The organism is Pedobacter zeae (assembly GCF_014196715.1).
GTDB lineage: Bacteria > Bacteroidota > Bacteroidia > Sphingobacteriales > Sphingobacteriaceae > Pedobacter > Pedobacter zeae.
Window position 1 is genome coordinate 414,784 of sequence record NZ_JACIEF010000004.1, and the last position, 15,673, is coordinate 430,456.

13 protein-coding genes and 2 tRNA genes are annotated in these 15,673 nt (G+C 39.7%); 11 read left to right on the forward strand and 4 right to left on the reverse strand.

The window, feature by feature from the left end:
* Positions 1-205: 205 nt before the first annotated feature.
* Genes GGQ60_RS20375 through ileS form a run of 3 tightly spaced genes read right to left on the reverse strand, consistent with a single transcriptional unit; the run spans position 206 to position 4,623 of the window.
* Positions 206-808, reverse strand: coding sequence for a lipoprotein signal peptidase (locus GGQ60_RS20375; protein WP_183767860.1), 603 nt, complete (start codon positions 806-808; stop codon positions 206-208).
* Positions 808-1,191, reverse strand: a complete 384-nt coding sequence (locus GGQ60_RS20380) for a TraR/DksA family transcriptional regulator (RefSeq protein ID WP_039481375.1) — start codon at positions 1,189-1,191, stop codon at positions 808-810. The genes GGQ60_RS20375 and GGQ60_RS20380 overlap by 1 nt, the downstream gene beginning before the upstream one ends.
* 30 nt (positions 1,192-1,221) lie before the next feature.
* The gene (ileS, locus tag GGQ60_RS20385) at positions 1,222-4,623 is read right to left on the reverse strand and encodes an isoleucine--tRNA ligase (RefSeq protein ID WP_183767862.1); all 3,402 of its coding nucleotides are present in this window, start codon (positions 4,621-4,623) and stop codon (positions 1,222-1,224) included.
* 268 nt (positions 4,624-4,891) lie between these two features.
* Between ileS and GGQ60_RS20390 the strand changes: the two genes are divergently transcribed.
* From GGQ60_RS20390 to GGQ60_RS20420, 7 genes are all read left to right on the forward strand, one after another.
* Positions 4,892-5,158 (forward strand): isoleucyl-tRNA synthetase, encoded by a 267-nt coding sequence (locus tag GGQ60_RS20390; protein WP_183767864.1) that lies wholly within the window; start codon positions 4,892-4,894, stop codon positions 5,156-5,158.
* Between the two features lie 353 nt (positions 5,159-5,511).
* Positions 5,512-6,177 carry a DUF6134 family protein gene (locus tag GGQ60_RS20395; protein ID WP_183767866.1) on the forward strand — a complete coding sequence of 222 codons (666 nt, stop codon included), beginning with the start codon at positions 5,512-5,514 and terminating at the stop codon, positions 6,175-6,177.
* Between the two features lies 1 nt (position 6,178).
* Positions 6,179-7,183, forward strand: a complete 1,005-nt coding sequence (locus GGQ60_RS20400; RefSeq protein ID WP_183767868.1) for an NAD-dependent epimerase/dehydratase family protein — start codon at positions 6,179-6,181, stop codon at positions 7,181-7,183.
* A 52-nt stretch (positions 7,184-7,235) separates the two neighbouring features.
* Positions 7,236-8,027, forward strand: coding sequence for an SDR family NAD(P)-dependent oxidoreductase (locus GGQ60_RS20405; protein ID WP_183767870.1), 792 nt, complete (start codon positions 7,236-7,238; stop codon positions 8,025-8,027).
* Between the two features lie 124 nt (positions 8,028-8,151).
* On the forward strand, positions 8,152-8,718 hold the full coding sequence (locus tag GGQ60_RS20410; RefSeq protein WP_229685173.1) for an RNA polymerase sigma-70 factor: 567 nt from the start codon (positions 8,152-8,154) through the stop codon (positions 8,716-8,718).
* A gap of 4 nt (positions 8,719-8,722) precedes the next feature.
* Positions 8,723-9,673 (forward strand): FecR domain-containing protein, encoded by a 951-nt coding sequence (locus tag GGQ60_RS20415; protein WP_183767874.1) that lies wholly within the window; start codon positions 8,723-8,725, stop codon positions 9,671-9,673.
* Positions 9,674-9,678: 5 nt separating this feature from the next.
* Positions 9,679-11,532 carry an STN and carboxypeptidase regulatory-like domain-containing protein gene (locus tag GGQ60_RS20420; RefSeq protein ID WP_183767876.1) on the forward strand — a complete coding sequence of 618 codons (1,854 nt, stop codon included), beginning with the start codon at positions 9,679-9,681 and terminating at the stop codon, positions 11,530-11,532.
* A 100-nt stretch (positions 11,533-11,632) separates the two neighbouring features.
* On the opposite strand, the gene GGQ60_RS20425 is transcribed toward GGQ60_RS20420, so the two are convergent.
* Complete coding sequence (locus tag GGQ60_RS20425; protein ID WP_229685174.1) at positions 11,633-13,984, reverse strand: efflux RND transporter permease subunit; 2,352 nt, start codon at positions 13,982-13,984, stop codon at positions 11,633-11,635.
* A 120-nt stretch (positions 13,985-14,104) separates the two neighbouring features.
* On the opposite strand from GGQ60_RS20425, the gene recO reads away from it, so the two are divergent.
* The 4 genes from recO to GGQ60_RS23195 all read left to right on the forward strand — a co-directional run bounded on the left by recO (position 14,105) and on the right by GGQ60_RS23195 (position 15,519).
* The gene (recO, locus tag GGQ60_RS20430) at positions 14,105-14,830 is read left to right on the forward strand and encodes a DNA repair protein RecO (protein WP_183767878.1); all 726 of its coding nucleotides are present in this window, start codon (positions 14,105-14,107) and stop codon (positions 14,828-14,830) included.
* Between the two features lie 94 nt (positions 14,831-14,924).
* Positions 14,925-14,999, forward strand: a tRNA-Val gene (locus GGQ60_RS20435).
* 57 nt (positions 15,000-15,056) lie between these two features.
* Positions 15,057-15,134: transfer RNA gene (locus GGQ60_RS20440), tRNA-Val, on the forward strand.
* A 163-nt stretch (positions 15,135-15,297) separates the two neighbouring features.
* Entirely contained in the window at positions 15,298-15,519 is a 222-nt protein-coding gene (locus GGQ60_RS23195; RefSeq protein ID WP_183767880.1) for a GIY-YIG nuclease family protein, read from the forward strand.
* Positions 15,520-15,673: the final 154 nt, after the last annotated feature.

Below are 15,673 nucleotides of genomic sequence, written 5' to 3' on the forward strand. Positions count from 1 at the left end.
CGCAGGTGAATTGTTTTTGCTAAAGTTAATAAACGTATTTTTTATGTAGCTGGAGCCGGTTGGTCTTGCATCAACAGATGGGAGAATCTCGGTGAGTCACTGACCGGTAGGAGAGAATATTTTAATAAAAAAGCCCATCTCAATTAAAATGGGCAATGTTTTTATTGGGTATTCTTCGACAAGCTCAGAATGACAATTGATTTGATTAATCTTCAACAATTTCGCTGTTGATGCTTACCTCGTCTTTTACATCTTCTTTAAAGTAATTTTTCTGAAAGATGAGGATCAGGATCACGCCGACAGAAATTGCTGCATCTGCAAGGTTAAAAACAGGTCTGAAGAAAATAAATTCTTCGCCACCCCAGATCGGGAACCAGCCAGGGAAATGTCCTTCAGCAATCGGGAAGTAGAACATATCTACCACACGGCCATGGAACCAGCTTTCGTAGCCATAAATTTTGCCATAGAAAACCGAATCGATAATGTTGCCCAATGCCCCCGAAAAAATCAGGGCTACATTTAAGATCAACCCGCGATGAAATTTATGCTTAATTAAATAATGTAAGCCATAACCAATGCCCGCAACTGCGGCAATCCGGAAAAGCGATAAGGCCAGTTTACCGAACTCGCCGCCAAACTCCATCCCGAAGGCCATCCCGTTATTTTCGGTAAAATGGATAATGAACCATTTTCCAATAATATGGAACTCCTGGCCCAGGTACATATGCGTTTTAACCCAGGTTTTAACCAGCTGATCGGCCAGTAAAACCAAAAAGATTACAATTAAAGGTTTTGTATAGCCTTTCATTAACCCTGCTTTAATTTAGCTTCCATGCTTAACGTTGCATGCGGCACGGCACGTAAACGCTCTTTTTGGATCAATTTACCGGTTTCGCGGCAAATACCGTAGGTTTTGTTTTCGATACGCACCAATGCGTTCTCCAGGTTATCGATAAATTTTTTCTGACGGGCGGCCAATTGATTAATCTGTTCTTTTTCCATCGTTGCCGAACCATCTTCCAATGTTTTGTAAGCACCCGAAGTATCTTCCGTTCCGTTAGCATTAGGATTGCTTAATGATGCGGTAAGCGCATTAAGTTCTTCCTTCGCCATGCGCAATTTATCTTGGATCAATTCTTTAAATTCCTGAAGTTCACTGTCTGAGTAGCGTGTTTTATTACTGTTTTCCATGTTTTTAATTTAGTTTTCTAATATATGGATTTATATTTTAGTTACTGAAATGCTTAACTCAACATCATCAATGGTGATTTTGTTTGCATTGGGTACAGTATCTGTTAATTCTAATTCGTCGGCCAATATTTCCGCGCAAATGTAGCCCTTGTTTTTGGCAACTGCATGAGCTACCAAGTTATCATTTTGTAACGAAACTTTAATCCTATCGGTCACCTCAAAATTTAGTTCTTTACGTAAATTCTGGATACGGTTAACCAGCTCACGCGAAATACCTTCCTGTTTCAGCTCATCGGTAATAGTTACATCTAAAGCAACGGTTAAGCTGCCCAGGTTAGTTACCTGCCATCCGGGAATATCTTCGGCAAAAACCTCTACATCATCGTTTAAATCAATAGCATGCTGGAAATTATCGCTGCCAAAAACATTGATGTAACCATCAACTTCCAAACGCTGGATGTCGTCCTGGTTCATGTTTTCCAAAGCCTGTTTCACAATGCTCATATCCTTGCCGACTTTTTTACCCAGCGATTTAAAGTTCGGTTTCAGCTTTTTCTTTACGATGCCATGTGTATCGGTAATGAATTCGATATGTTTCACATTCGTTTCAGAAAGAATATAATCCGCAACCTTTGAGATTTTTTGTTCGAAATCGCCATTTAAAGATGGGATTAAGATTTTCTCGAGCGGCTGACGCACATTAATGCCCGATTTTTTACGCAGCGATAAAACCATTGATGAAATATCCTGTGCATAAAGCATTCTTTCGTTCAATGCATGGTCGATCAGGCTCTGATCAGCTTCTTTCCATAAGGTCAGATGAACCGATTCTTCCGCATGAGCATCAGTAACGGTTAAGTTGCGATATAACCAATCGGCAAAGAAAGGTGCTACCGGACTCATCAGCTGTGCCAAAGTTTCCAAACAGGTAAACAACGTTTCGTAAGCAGCACGTTTATCATCTGTCATTTCGCCTTTCCAGAAACGGCGGCGGCTTAACCTGATGTACCAGTTGCTTAAGTGCTCATCAACAAAGGTTTGGATGGCACGGGTAGCTTTAGTTGGCTCATAAGTATTGTAACTTTCATCAACTTCGCTGATCAGGTTTTGCAATAACGACAAGATCCAACGGTCCAGCTCTGTTCTGTCTTCTACCTTGCTCAGGTTGTTTTTGTCGATTTCGAATTTATCGATATTGGCATATAGGGCAAAGAAAGCGTAGGTATTGTAAAGTGTTCCAAAGAATTTACGGCGTACCTCATCCAAACCTTCTAAACTAAATTTAAGGTTATCCCAAGGTGATGCATTGCTGATCATGTACCAGCGGGTGGCATCGGCACTGTAAGTTTCGATGGTGTTAAACGGATCGATGGCGTTACCTAAACGTTTCGACATTTTGTTGCCGTTTTTATCCAGTACCAATCCGTTCGAAACCACATTTTTGAACGCAACACCAGGATTGCCCACTTTTGCATTTACCGCTTTAATTTCATCACTGGCTTCGCTAAGCATTACCGCTATGGCATGCAGGGTAAAAAACCAACCTCTGGTTTGATCTACACCTTCTGCAATAAAATCGGCTGCATAGGCATTTTCAAACTCTTCTTTGTTTTCGAAAGGGAAATGCCATTGTGCATAAGGCATGGCACCACTATCAAACCAAACATCGATAAGGTCAGTTTCGCGGGTCATTTTTTCGCCTTTTGATGAAGTTAAAATTACATCATCAACATAAGGGCGGTGCATATCTTTCAGTTCGAAACCTGCAGGCATAAAACCCGCTTCAATCGATTTGGCGATCTCTGCATTCAATTCAGCAATAGAGCCGATGCATTTTTCTTCCAGTCCGTCGGCAGTACGCCAGATCGGCAATGGTGTTCCCCAATAACGCGAACGTGATAAGTTCCAGTCGACAAGGTTTTCCAACCAGTTACCAAAGCGGCCTGTTCCGGTCGATTCTGGTTTCCAGTTGATGCCTTTGTTTAATTCCACCATTTTATCCTTAACGGCAGTGGTTTTAATAAACCAGCTGTCCAGTGGATAGTATAAAACAGGTTTATCCGTTCTCCAGCAATGTGGATAGGTGTGCACGTATTTCTCTACCTTAAAGGCTTTGTTTTCTTCTTTTAACTGGATCGCAATTTCTACGTCGACAGATTTTTCCGGCGCTTCGCCATCTTTGTAATATTCGTTTTTAACGTATTTGCCTCCGTAATTTCCACCAAGGGTTGCAATGAATTTCCCTTGTAAATCTACCAATGGAACAGCATTTCCTTTATCATCCAGTACCAACATTGGCGGTACCTCTGGTGTAGCCAGTTTAGCCACCCGGGCATCATCAGCACCAAAAGTAGGTGCAGTGTGCACAATACCGGTACCGTCTTCAGTGGTCACAAAATCCCCGGAGATTACCCTAAAAGCATTTTCCGGGTTTTGATAAGGTAATGCGTATGGCAATAACTGTTCGTATCTAATGCCCACCAGATCGGCACCTACAAATTCTGCTAAAACCGTATACGGGATTTTTTTATCTTCCGCTTTGTAATTCGTAAAAGCATCATCACCTTCAGCTAAGAAATATTTTCCGGCAAATTGTTTACTTACCAGGGCTTTGGCCAATACCACCTGGATAGGTTCGAAAGTATATTGATTAAAGGTTTTAATCAATACGTAGTCGATTTTAGGTCCTACAGTTAGGGCAGTGTTGCTCGGTAGGGTCCAAGGTGTGGTTGTCCAGGCTAAAAAGTGAACTGTACCAAAACCTTTTAAAGCTTCAGGTAAAGTCGATTCGATGGTTTTGAACTGCGCCACTATGGTGGTGTCGCTTACATCTTTATAGGTTCCCGGTTGGTTTAACTCGTGCGAGCTTAAACCTGTACCGGCAGCAGGCGAGTAAGGTTGTACAGTATAACCTTTATATAAAAATCCTTTATCGTAAAGCTGTTTTAAAATCCACCAAAGGCTTTCAATGTATTCGTTTTCGTAAGTGATGTACGGGTTTTCAAGGTCAACCCAATACCCCATTTTTTCGGTCAGGTCGTTCCAAACATCTGTATAACGCATTACCTCGGTACGGCAGGCTTCGTTATACTCATCAACGCTGATTTTTTTGCCGATATCTTCTTTGGTGATGCCCAGTTTTTTCTCCACGGCGAGTTCGATCGGAAGACCATGCGTATCCCAGCCGCCTTTACGTTTAACCTGGTAGCCTTTTAGAGTTTTATAACGGCAAAAAATATCCTTAATCGCACGCGCCATTACGTGGTGGATACCCGGCATGCCATTGGCAGAGGGTGGACCTTCGTAAAAAGTAAATGGATTAGATTTAGGACGGGATGAAATGCTTTTTTCAAAGATGTTTTCCTTTTTCCAAAAATCCAGTATTTCCTGCCCTATTTTGGCAAGTTCCAATTGTTTAAATTCGCTATACATCAATTAAGTACCTCAAAAAATTAAGGTTGCAAAGTTAACAGAATTGACTGAATTTTGGTAGTTTTGATGTAAATACTTTTAACGTGAAATTATTTAATATCGGGCTTACGCTGATGATTGTAGCCGTAATTGCACTGCCAATTGTTGCGGTTATCAATCCACCCCACCACAATTTTGTGCTTTATGCATTTTATTTTTGCGGCCTGCTAGAACTAATTGGACTCATCTTTGTTTTATTCCATATCATCACACTAAAAAGAAAGAACCCATGATCAAGCTGTTAAAATTGCAAAAAGCTGTTTTCGTACTTGTTGCGGGCCTGCTTTTTTTTATTGCCTATAAAGTTTTAGATGCCAACCATGTTAAAGGAAGCATCTATCTCCAGATGCTGGCCGGTATACTGATCATTATTGGCGCATTATGGCTGTTATACCCTATCTTATTTGCTAAAAAGGATAAAGATGGCAACGCTGAAATCATTACGGATCCAACGGTCGAAGTTCCGGTAGATGAAGAAGAAAAACCCGAAATATAAATACATCTGAAAAAGGTAAACGCCCATTGGCGGTGCTGAGCCGAGGCAAGCCCAACCCCGGGCTGTGCATCTGTAATTAAAATTCCTTAACTTAATGATATTGAGCCCAAGCCTGGGTGAGAAAACGTTTTTGTAAAGCAAAAGCTGTGCACCATTTTAATGCTCGCCCTGCTGTACGCTGTAACCCTCATACTTCGGGGCTGCCGCTTCCATCAGGTTTAGGTTAACCCGGGGCGGAGTAAGAAATAGGGATTTCTTTCCATAGCCTTAAATTTTTCTAAAAAAAATAAATCCTGCGTAGGGGTAAATCTCTTGTGAGTTGTAATGGCTTTAAAATAACCAATAGAGATAATATGATTCCAGCAATTATTATTTGGGTTTGCAAGAAATACTTTGCACCAAAACGCTACAAAAAAATCTCCTCCCAAAATCCGGTTGATCCTAAGCGTGTTGTTACCATACTTTTTCTGGTCTGCTCATTGTCGGCAGCTTTTGCGCAGCAGAGCAAATTTAACATCAAGCGTAATGGCGAAATTATTGGGGAGATGTATTTCCAGCAAAAGAATGAGGGAGAAAATACGTATTTAACCATAACTTCAAAAGTGCAGACCCGGTTTGTGTTTAAAATCAATGTAGAAACCGAAGATCAGGCCCATTTTAAAAACGGCAGGTTATTAACTTCAAACGTAAGCCGGATCGTAAATGGCAATGCCAAAGAGGTAAAAAAAACAAACTGGGTAAATAACCGCTATCAGCTTAAAACCGGCAATAAGACCAATACACTCGATCAACCGATCAGTTATAACATGATGCTTTTGTACATCCTTGAGCCTGTTAATATTTCTGAAATATATTCTGATAATTTTCAATGTTTTATTCCCGTTCAAAAAAATGGCGTACATCAGTACCGTATTAAACTTCCGGATGGAAATTATAACGATTACCATTTTGAAAACGGGATTTGCAAACTGGTTGTCGTAAACCATTCATTGTACACCATCAGGATGGAAAGGGTTTAATATGGAAGCTGTAGCAAATAAATATTTAAGGGTATTGGTTACCGGTGCTTCAGGATTTATCGGCCGGAAATTAAGCTTTGCCCTCGCCGAAATGGGTTATGATGTAATTGCATTTTGCAGGGATATAAAACATCCATTTTTGATTAATCATAGAAATATCCAGTTTGTAAAGGGTGATGTTTTGGATCCCGTAAGTTTAGAACGTGCCATGGAAGGTTGTTACCAGGTTTACCATACCGCAGCGATGGCCAAAATGTGGTGTAAAAACGAGCAGGATTTTTATAATGTAAATGTGACAGGTACCAGGAACGTACTTGATTGTGCATTAAAACTAGGGGTGGAAAGAGTAGTTCATACTTCAACCTGTGGCGTATGGGGCCCAACCTTAAATCTGCCGGTTTCGGAGAACGACCCGCGGGCGGTTGGTTTCCCGATCAGCTACGAACGCACGAAATACCTGGCCGAGCTGGAAGTAAAAGAGTTTGTGAAAAAGGGGCTGGAGGTGGTGATTGTAAATCCATCAAGAGTGTACGGCGATGGGCCGATTACCGATAGCAATACCGTGAGTAAAATGGTAACAGGGTATATTAATGGAACCTGGCATTTTATTCCCGGCGATGGAAAAGCAATAGCCAACTATGCCTTTGTTGATGATGTGGTAGATGGGCATATTGCGGCCATGCAAAATGGAAGAAATGGAGAAAGGTATATTTTAGGTGGAACTGACGTTTCATTTAACGGCTTTTTCAATACTTTAAAACAGCTAACCGGTAAGCAGCGGATCTTATATAGAATCCCGGTGAGCATTATCAAAGCATATAGTTTATTGGAATCGGTAAAAAGCAGGCTATTTAATGCTGCACCGTTTTTCCTGCCAGAATTTGCTGACAGGTTAAAATACAATCAGCAATACTCAAGCAATAAAGCCATCGCTGAATTAAATTACAGGATTACACCTTTTACAGTGGGGTTGGAAAAAACCATTAATCATTTTAAACCTGATTAGGTTAAGGTTACTGTACTCGTTGCAAACGAGGGCAATATAAAAAAGATATAAAATGAAACAATTAACCGTATTGATAACAGGGGCAAGTGAGGGCCTGGGGAAATCTTTCGCTATCGAATCGGCCAAACGCGGCCTCGGATTGGTATTGGTTTCGCTTCCCAACAGTGGGTTGGAGCACTTGGCAAATTACCTCCGTGTAAATTTTAACTGCAAGGTCTTTTACATTGAGATCGATTTAACTAAAAACAATGCCGCAACCGAAATATTCGAAAAATTAAAAGCGCGTAAAATTAAGGTTAACGTGCTGATCAATAATGCAGGTTTGGGAAACTGGAGTTGGTTTGAAGATAAAAGTATTGATTTTTACCGGACACAGATCGATCTTAACATTACCAATACCGTATTGCTTACCCGTTTGTTTTTAAACCATATCGATAAAAATGCAATAAGTTATATTTTAAACGTGGGTAGTTTGGGTGGACATTTCATTGTGCCTAAAAAACAGGTTTATGGGGCAACTAAGTCTTTTATAGGCTATTTTACCCGTTGTTTACAACTGGAGTTAAGCGGTTCAAATGTGCACATCAGTTTGCTTAGCCCTGGCGGAATGAACACCAAACCCGAATTACTCATCATGAACAATGAACTAAAGGGTTTTGCAAAAGCTACTATTTTAGAAGCCGATTACGTAGCCAAAACAGCCATAGATGGTATGCTGAAAGGAAAAAAAGAAATTATACCGGGTTTTGCCAACCGTTTTTTGCTTTTGCTCGATAAAATTATACCAGGCTTTTTAAAAGAAATCATTATTAGGCGTAAATTGAAATCGATTTTAACAGCATAGCATAAAATATTAACCACGGATAAAAAGGATATTGGTCAGTCTGAGCGTAGTCGAAGACTGTTTGAGTAATTATTAAATGGGGCAATGGGCATCTGTGCTAAAAAAACGAAACATCATAATAAGCTTGGAAAGTAACGATACCCACCTTATCGGATTAATTAAAAGCGGTAATAAACAGGCTTTTGACGAAGTGTTTTTAAAACATTTCAAAAGTCTGCATGCCTATGCTTTTACCCTAATAAGGGAGAAAGATGATGCGGAAGAGATTGTTCAAAATGTGTTTGTACGTATCTGGACGAAAAGAGAACAACTTAAAGAAGATGGTTTTTTAAAATCATTTCTATATCGTTCAGTACATAACGAAAGTTTAAACTACCTCAAACATCAAAAAGTGAGGTCGGATTTTAATATTCATTACACGGAGGAAGTGAAAAACGATACCGGAAATTTAAATGCAGAGATTATGGCAACAGAACTTGAAAAAAATATCCATTCGGCAATAAACGAACTGCCAGAGAAATGCCGGAACGTATTCCAATTGAGCAGGTTCGACCAGATGAAATACCAGGAGATTGCTGATGCATTAAACATTTCTGTCAAAACAGTTGAAAACCAGATGGGGAAAGCGTTAAAAATTTTGCGGCTTAAGATAGTCGATTTCCTAGTAATTGTTTTTTTATTATTGAAGTAAGCTTATGGATAAAAACTATACAAATATTAACGATGATTTGCTGGTAAAATACCTGCTTGGAGAGGCTTCCGTACCCGAGAGCGAGCAGGTTGAAGCCTGGGCTTCATCAAATCCGGATCACCGTAAGCAGTTGGGGGATTTCAGGAATATATTAGAGGTCAGCAAACTCCAGATCGACCATTCTATAGACGAACAAGAGGCTCTGGAGCGGTTAAACATCCGTTTGCAACGCGAAAGAAAATCAATTAATTATAAATTAATTTTACGCTGGGCAGCGGTTATCGCCATCATTTTTAGTGCAGGTTTATTTGGTTACAATAATTTAATTGCCAATAAAATCAATGTAAACAGCGATGGCGAAACGTTAACCCAGGTTTTGCCTGATGGTTCTACCGCTATACTGAACAAACAGTCTTCCATATCTTTTGTGGGTGGGTTCTTTAATAAAACCCGGGCAGTAAAATTAAAAGGAGAAGCATTTTTTAACGTAAGTGCCGATAAATCGAAACCTTTTGTCATCAGTATTAACGATGTTCAGGTAACTGTTGTTGGTACGGCATTTAATGTTAAAGGTGATGAAAAGGAAACCGTTGTAATTGTAGAAAGCGGTGTTGTAAAGGTAAACAATCAAAAAGACAGTGTGCGTTTAACAGCGGGAGAAAAAGTAGAAGTACTCCAAAACCAGGAACATTTAACCAAAGGTAAAAACCTGGGAAAGTTATATAATTATTATTATACCAACGAGCTGATCTGCGAGGCAACGCCACTTGCTGACCTGGTTTTAGTACTCAACCAAAAATTTAAGAGCAATATTGTAATCGTGAACCCATCCTTAGAGACACTTCCCATTAGTACTACTTTTAAGCAGGAACCGCTTAAAGAAATTTTGGATGTAATTGCCGAAACTTTTAAAATTAAAGTAGAATATGGGCAGAATGTAATTAAACTCAGATAATATCTATGCGTGCGCTCAACATTACTGCTATTTTCCTTGTCGTTTTCTGTTCCCTGTTAAAAGCGCAATCTACTTTATCCAGAAACGTTTCCCTCAACATAGAACGGCAGAAATTAAGTGCTGTTTTAGCTGCCATTGAAGAGAAAGGTGACTTCAGGTTTTCTTATAACAGCAATATATTGCCGGTTGATAGTTTGGTCAGTATCCACGAAAATAACCTGGACATTGCCGAAGCATTGGATAAACTGTTGGGGCATCAGTTCGAATACCGCCAGTCGGGTAATTTTGTCATCATCCGGTATGCCCCGCTTGAACTGGTTCTGCTGATTAACGAATCGGTTGGTAACCCTGAAATTTACACCATTTCCGGACAAGTGATAGATAAACGCACCAATAAACCGATCGAGGATGCCAGTATTTATGAAAAAAACCTGCTGGTATCCGAGATATCAGACGGGAACGGTTACTTTTCGATGCGCTTAAAGAATATTACACAACCCATATCGTTAACCGTAAGCAAAGAGAACTACAAATCGACCATTACCCACTTTTTGGCTGAGGTAAACATCAGGCCTAGAAAAGAAAATACAGGTGAGGCTTTTATCAGCGGTAATTTAGATGATGTGGAAAAAACCTGGTTGGGAAACGCCCTGGTAACGGCGCAGCAAAAAATCCAGTCCGTCAATATCGGTGGGTTTATTTCTAAAGCACCATTTCAGTTTTCCCTCCTTCCCAGATTAAACTCACACGGCTCATTAAGCGGGCAGGTGGTCAATAAATTTTCCCTTAATGTAATCGGGGCTTACAGTGCCGGGGTAGATGGGGCCGAAATAGGCTTCGGTTTCAATAGCGATAAAAGTGATGTACAATATTTTCAGTTTGCCGGTGGTTTCAATATGGTAGGAGGCGATGTACGCGGAATACAAATAGGAGGTTTTTTTAATTATGTTATAGGAGAGGTTAGGGCAGCACAGATTGCCTTGGCCTACAACCGTGTAGGTAAAAATTTCGAAGGTTTCCAGGTTGGGGGGATTTACAATAAGGTGAACCAGGATTTCAGCGGGATGCAGGTATCGTTGGGTTTAAACGATATTGGCAGAAACGTTGACGGTTTTCAGATTGGGGCACTAAACCTGATTTCAGACAAGCAGGAAGGTATTCAGATTGGGCTTGGGGGTAATATCATAAAAGGGAAATCCCGGGGTGTTCAAATTGGCGGAATTGCTAATTTAAATAAGGAATCGGATGGATTAAATATAGCAGGATTAGCAAATTATACGGCAGCTACTGCAAATGGATTACAAACAGGCGCAATCAATTATGCTAAAAATTTAAAGGGTGTACAGCTTGGAATTTTTAATATTTCTGATGAAAATGATGGTTACTCGATCGGACTGATTAATATTGCTCTTAAAGGCTATCACCAATTTAGTGTTGGCACCAACGAGAGCACAAGGTATAATTTTGCCTATAAAGGAGGCAGTAAACGTTTATACAACATGCTGATGTTTGGGATGAATACAAAACCTTCAGAAAAAATGTATACCGGTGGGTTGGGTTTTGGGAAAGAGATGAGCCTCTTTAGAAAAATTTCCTTGAATCCTGAAATAAGCAGTCAGCTGGTATACCAGGGTAGCTGGGCCGTTAACCTGCTGAACAAATTTGAACTGCCACTAAACATCAGGTTAACTAAGTGGCTGGCCATTCAGGGCGGTCCATCGGTTAATGTGTACTATACCAAGCAAAACACTAGAATTGGTGAGTTTGGCCTTTTACAGGAGAAACACCGCGATTTTACCTTTAAAGATTCGAGGTATACAGGCTGGATAGGCTGGAATGTGGGGTTGGTGGTTTTATAAAAATAGCCTTGGGTTTAAACCTAAGGCTATGAATGATGTTTATTCTGTTTTAAGTTAGGCACCCTGAACTCCAAACTGCCAACTGAAAACTGCCAACTCGTTAATGATCAAACTCACCGAGATTCTTTGCCGACTCCTCATCAGAAATCATTTTTCTTACTTTCTTTTTATCCAACCATAAAACCAGTGCTGGTAATAAAGTTAAATTGAAAATTAAAGCCACAAATAAAGTTATCGATAAAAGTAAACCCAGTACCACTGTTCCGCCGAACGTAGAAGCAGTAAATATCCCGAAACCAAAAAATAAAATGAGTGCAATATGGGTCATACTTACCCCGGTTTCGGTAATGGTATCTGTAATCACTTTTGGCACGCTGAAATTGGTTAAGTTTAATTCCTGTTGGTAACGGGTAAGGAAATAAATGGTCTGATCGGAAGCTAAACCAAAGGCAATCGTGAAAATTAAAATAGTAGAAGGTTTTAATGAAATCCCGAAAAAACCCATAATTCCGGCTGTAATAATTAAAGGAACAATGTTTGGAAGCAGGGAAATAAACATAATGCCCAAACTCTTAAACTGCATTAACCTTAGCAATGAGATTAGTACTATGGCAAGTGCAATACTTTCTACCAAATGCCTCAACATATAATCTGTTCCTTTCGAAAAGATAATGCTCGATCCGGTGAGCTCCACATCAAATTTTGATGGAGGCAGGATGCTGTCGATCCGTGGTTTTAGCTCCGCCATAATTGCATCTAAACGTTTCGAACCCACATCGGCCATCTGGAAACTGATCCTTGTACTCTGATTTCCCTTGCTGATAAAGTTCGTCAACAAACTGGCATTCCCTTTTCCGCCGTTGGCGATATAAGCTAAAATAAAATTCTTTTCTAAGTTATCCGGTAAACGGAAAAAAGTCGAATCGTTATTGTAAAATGCCTGCGTAGCATATTTTAAGCCCATATTCACCGAAATAGAACGCGAAAACTCAGGATAAGCCGAAATCATTTTTTCCAATTTTTCCATTCTTTTCAGATTGGTTAAATTGAAAACCCCGTTCTTTTTCTTGGTATCAACGCTTACTTCTAAAGGTAAAATGCCCTCGAAATTTTTCTCAAAGAATTTAAGATCGGTTAAAATTTCAGAGTTTTTCGGAAGATCGTCAACCACATATCCGTTAACATTGATTTTCATTACCCCGATGAAAGCAATAATCGATATAACGATCGTTCCAACGTAGATCAGCCCGCTTTTATGCTGTACTAGCGTATCAGTTTTAACCAATAATTTATGCAGTAAACCTTCGTCAATGTGGGTTTGCGGTTTCAGTTTTGGTGTAGGCAGGTAGCTGAAAATAATCGGTATCAAACATAAGCACATTAACCAGGTCACCATTACGTTGATAGAGGCTACACTGCCAAACTGCATTAAAAGTTCGCTTCCGGTAAAATAGAGAACACCAAAACCAATGGCTGCGGTTATGTTTGCGATCAAAGTGGTAATGGCTATGCGCTCAATTGTAATGCTTAATGCTTTTTGCTTGTCGCCGTGTTTCCGCAGTTCATTCTGGTATTTGTTAAGCAATAAAATGCTGTTCGGGATACCGATAATAACAATCAGTGGCGGGATCAATCCTGTTAAAATGGTCAGTTCGAAACCGAACAGTACCAGAGTGCCTATACTCCAGATTACGCCCATTACAACCACCAGGATGGGGAAGAATACAGCGTAAAATTTCCTGAAGAAGAACAATAAAATCAATGCCGAAACCAAGATCGATAAGCCTAAAAACAGTACAAACTCGTTGCTCACCAGTTTGCTTACGGCAGTGCGGATATAAGGCAGGCCCGAAATATGTACCTGTATTTTGGTCGATGCCTGGAAAGCTTTAGCCTTAGCTTCTATTTCTTTTAAAATCGGATTACGTTCGGCCGTATTTAAGATCTTCGTATCGAAAGTAATGGTCATTAAAGTGGCATTCTGACGGTTGTAAACCAATCCTTCGAAAAACGGATTGCCATAAATAATATTCCTGATCGAATCCATGCCGGCATCGGTTTTAACCAGGCCACCAGGTATCGGTTTTAAAGTAAATTTTTGGTTCACCGTATCTTTTTCCAGTTGAAAAATCCGTCCGGAAGATAAAACCTGTTTTATTCCCTTTAATTTTTGGATTTCGTTTGAAAGCTGAACCCATTGGTTGTAAATCTCTTTTTTAAAAATATCCGGCGATTGTATACCCACCACCATTACACTTCCATCTTCGCCGAAGGTTTTTTTAAAAGCGTTGTATTTTACAAATGCACTATCGGTAACGGGCAGGATTTTGCTCCCCGTGTAGGAGAGTTTTACATTTTTGGCCTGGTAAGCCATGAAAATAGTTCCTAAAACAAAAAATACGATGATTGCGATACGGTTCTGAAGAATAAATCTCGATAGCTTAACCCACATGTGCAGCTTTTTTAATGATAATATTAACGGCAAAACTAATCTTATTTGTAAAATGCCATTACTTTTTGCGCAATTAAATTTGCACAAATAACATACTTTTGAAAAAATTGTTTTAGGGGCATGTTGCATAAAGTTAGGGGCATTGTTTTAAAGACCACCGATTACAGCGAAAGCAGCGTAGTGGTGCAGGTACTTACCGATAAATTCGGCATGCAATCTTACCTTATTAATGGGGTTAAGAAGCCCAGGGCCAAGATTAAGATGAGCATGCTGCAATCGCTGCATTTGTTGGATATGGTGGTTTATCATAAGACCAATACCAATATCCAACGGATATCTGAAGTGCGGCAGACGCCTGTTTTTAAAAGTATCCCTTACGATATGATTAAAACCAGTATCGTTATTTTTTTAAATGAGGTACTGTATAAAAGTATCAGGCAACAATCGGCCGATGAGGGTTTGTTCGATTACATTTTTAATTCGATAGCCTGGTTTGATGAGGTAGAAGAGGTTAGTCCTAATTTTCACCTGTCCTTCTTATTAAAGCTGACACGTTTTTTGGGTTTTTCGCCCAACGGAAAAAGAAGGGACGACCAGATTTACTTCGATCTGCAGGAAGGAGAATTTACTTCGCGGTTACCGATTCATTCCCACTACCTTCAAATAGATGATGCAATAGGTTTTATTTCATTGTTTAACTCACCGCTCGATAAAATTTCTGAAATAAAGTTGAGCAATACCCAGCGGCGGTTTTTATTAGATAAGATATTGGTTTTCTATACCTTACATACAGCCTCATTTGGGGTAGTGCAATCACATAAAATCCTCGAAACTTTATTAAGTTGAAAAAAAAGAAAAAAAGATTTGCAGAACAGTTTTATAGCGCTATATTTGCATTCCCAAACGGAGAGTGGGGCATTAAATTGACAAAATAATAAAAGGGAAATTAGCTCAGCTGGTTCAGAGCACCTCGTTTACACCGAGGGGGTCGGGGGTTCGAACCCCTCATTTCCCACTAAGCCTTTCAGGATACTGGAAGGCTTTTTTATCAAACATTGACATACACCTTAATGGGAAATTAGCTCAGCTGGTTCAGAGCACCTCGTTTACACCGAGGGGGTCGGGGGTTCGAACCCCTCATTTCCCACCAAAGCCTTTCAGCATACTGGAAGGCTTTTTTTATAATTAAATTTTAGGTTTTTTAGGGCATCCCGCGATTTTAATCCGGATGACTGTCTTAATTTGATCATCAGGATAAAATCTCTTTAGCTCCAACCGGAGCATTTATTTGGCTTATTCTTATATTTATTTATATGTTTTATGCTTATATTTTGTATTCAGCAGCTCGAAATAAATATTATGTTGGATCAACAAGTAATCTCCAGAATAGGTTAAAAAAACATAATACAAATCACTCAGGCTTTACTGGTCATACCGGAGACTGGCGTATCGTTTGGAGCGAAGTTTTTGCAACAAGAACTCAGGCAATCCTAAAAGAGAAAGAGATTAAAAACTGGAAGCAGGCTGATGATTGAAAAATTAATTGCAAAATACATTAACATAATTTAGCTCAGCTGGTTCAGAGCGCCTCTTTTATACCGGGGGGGCGGCCCGATTTGAATATCGGGATCATTTCCCATCAAAGCCTTTCAGGATACTGGAAGGCTTTTTTTATGCCATCATGCTGAA

Coding starts and splice junctions, on each gene's coding strand:
- GGQ60_RS20375 (WP_183767860.1), bottom strand. CDS start 808: ATGAAAGGCTATACAAAACCTTTAATTGTAATCTTTTTGGTTTTACTG.
- GGQ60_RS20380 (WP_039481375.1), bottom strand. CDS start 1,191: ATGGAAAACAGTAATAAAACACGCTACTCAGACAGTGAACTTCAGGAA.
- ileS (WP_183767862.1), bottom strand. CDS start 4,623: ATGTATAGCGAATTTAAACAATTGGAACTTGCCAAAATAGGGCAGGAA.
- GGQ60_RS20390 (WP_183767864.1), top strand. CDS start 4,892: ATGATCAAGCTGTTAAAATTGCAAAAAGCTGTTTTCGTACTTGTTGCG.
- GGQ60_RS20395 (WP_183767866.1), top strand. CDS start 5,512: ATGATTCCAGCAATTATTATTTGGGTTTGCAAGAAATACTTTGCACCA.
- GGQ60_RS20400 (WP_183767868.1), top strand. CDS start 6,179: ATGGAAGCTGTAGCAAATAAATATTTAAGGGTATTGGTTACCGGTGCT.
- GGQ60_RS20405 (WP_183767870.1), top strand. CDS start 7,236: ATGAAACAATTAACCGTATTGATAACAGGGGCAAGTGAGGGCCTGGGG.
- GGQ60_RS20415 (WP_183767874.1), top strand. CDS start 8,723: ATGGATAAAAACTATACAAATATTAACGATGATTTGCTGGTAAAATAC.
- GGQ60_RS20420 (WP_183767876.1), top strand. CDS start 9,679: ATGCGTGCGCTCAACATTACTGCTATTTTCCTTGTCGTTTTCTGTTCC.
- GGQ60_RS20425 (WP_229685174.1), bottom strand. CDS start 13,984: ATGTGGGTTAAGCTATCGAGATTTATTCTTCAGAACCGTATCGCAATC.
- recO (WP_183767878.1), top strand. CDS start 14,105: ATGTTGCATAAAGTTAGGGGCATTGTTTTAAAGACCACCGATTACAGC.
- GGQ60_RS23195 (WP_183767880.1), top strand. CDS start 15,298: ATGTTTTATGCTTATATTTTGTATTCAGCAGCTCGAAATAAATATTAT.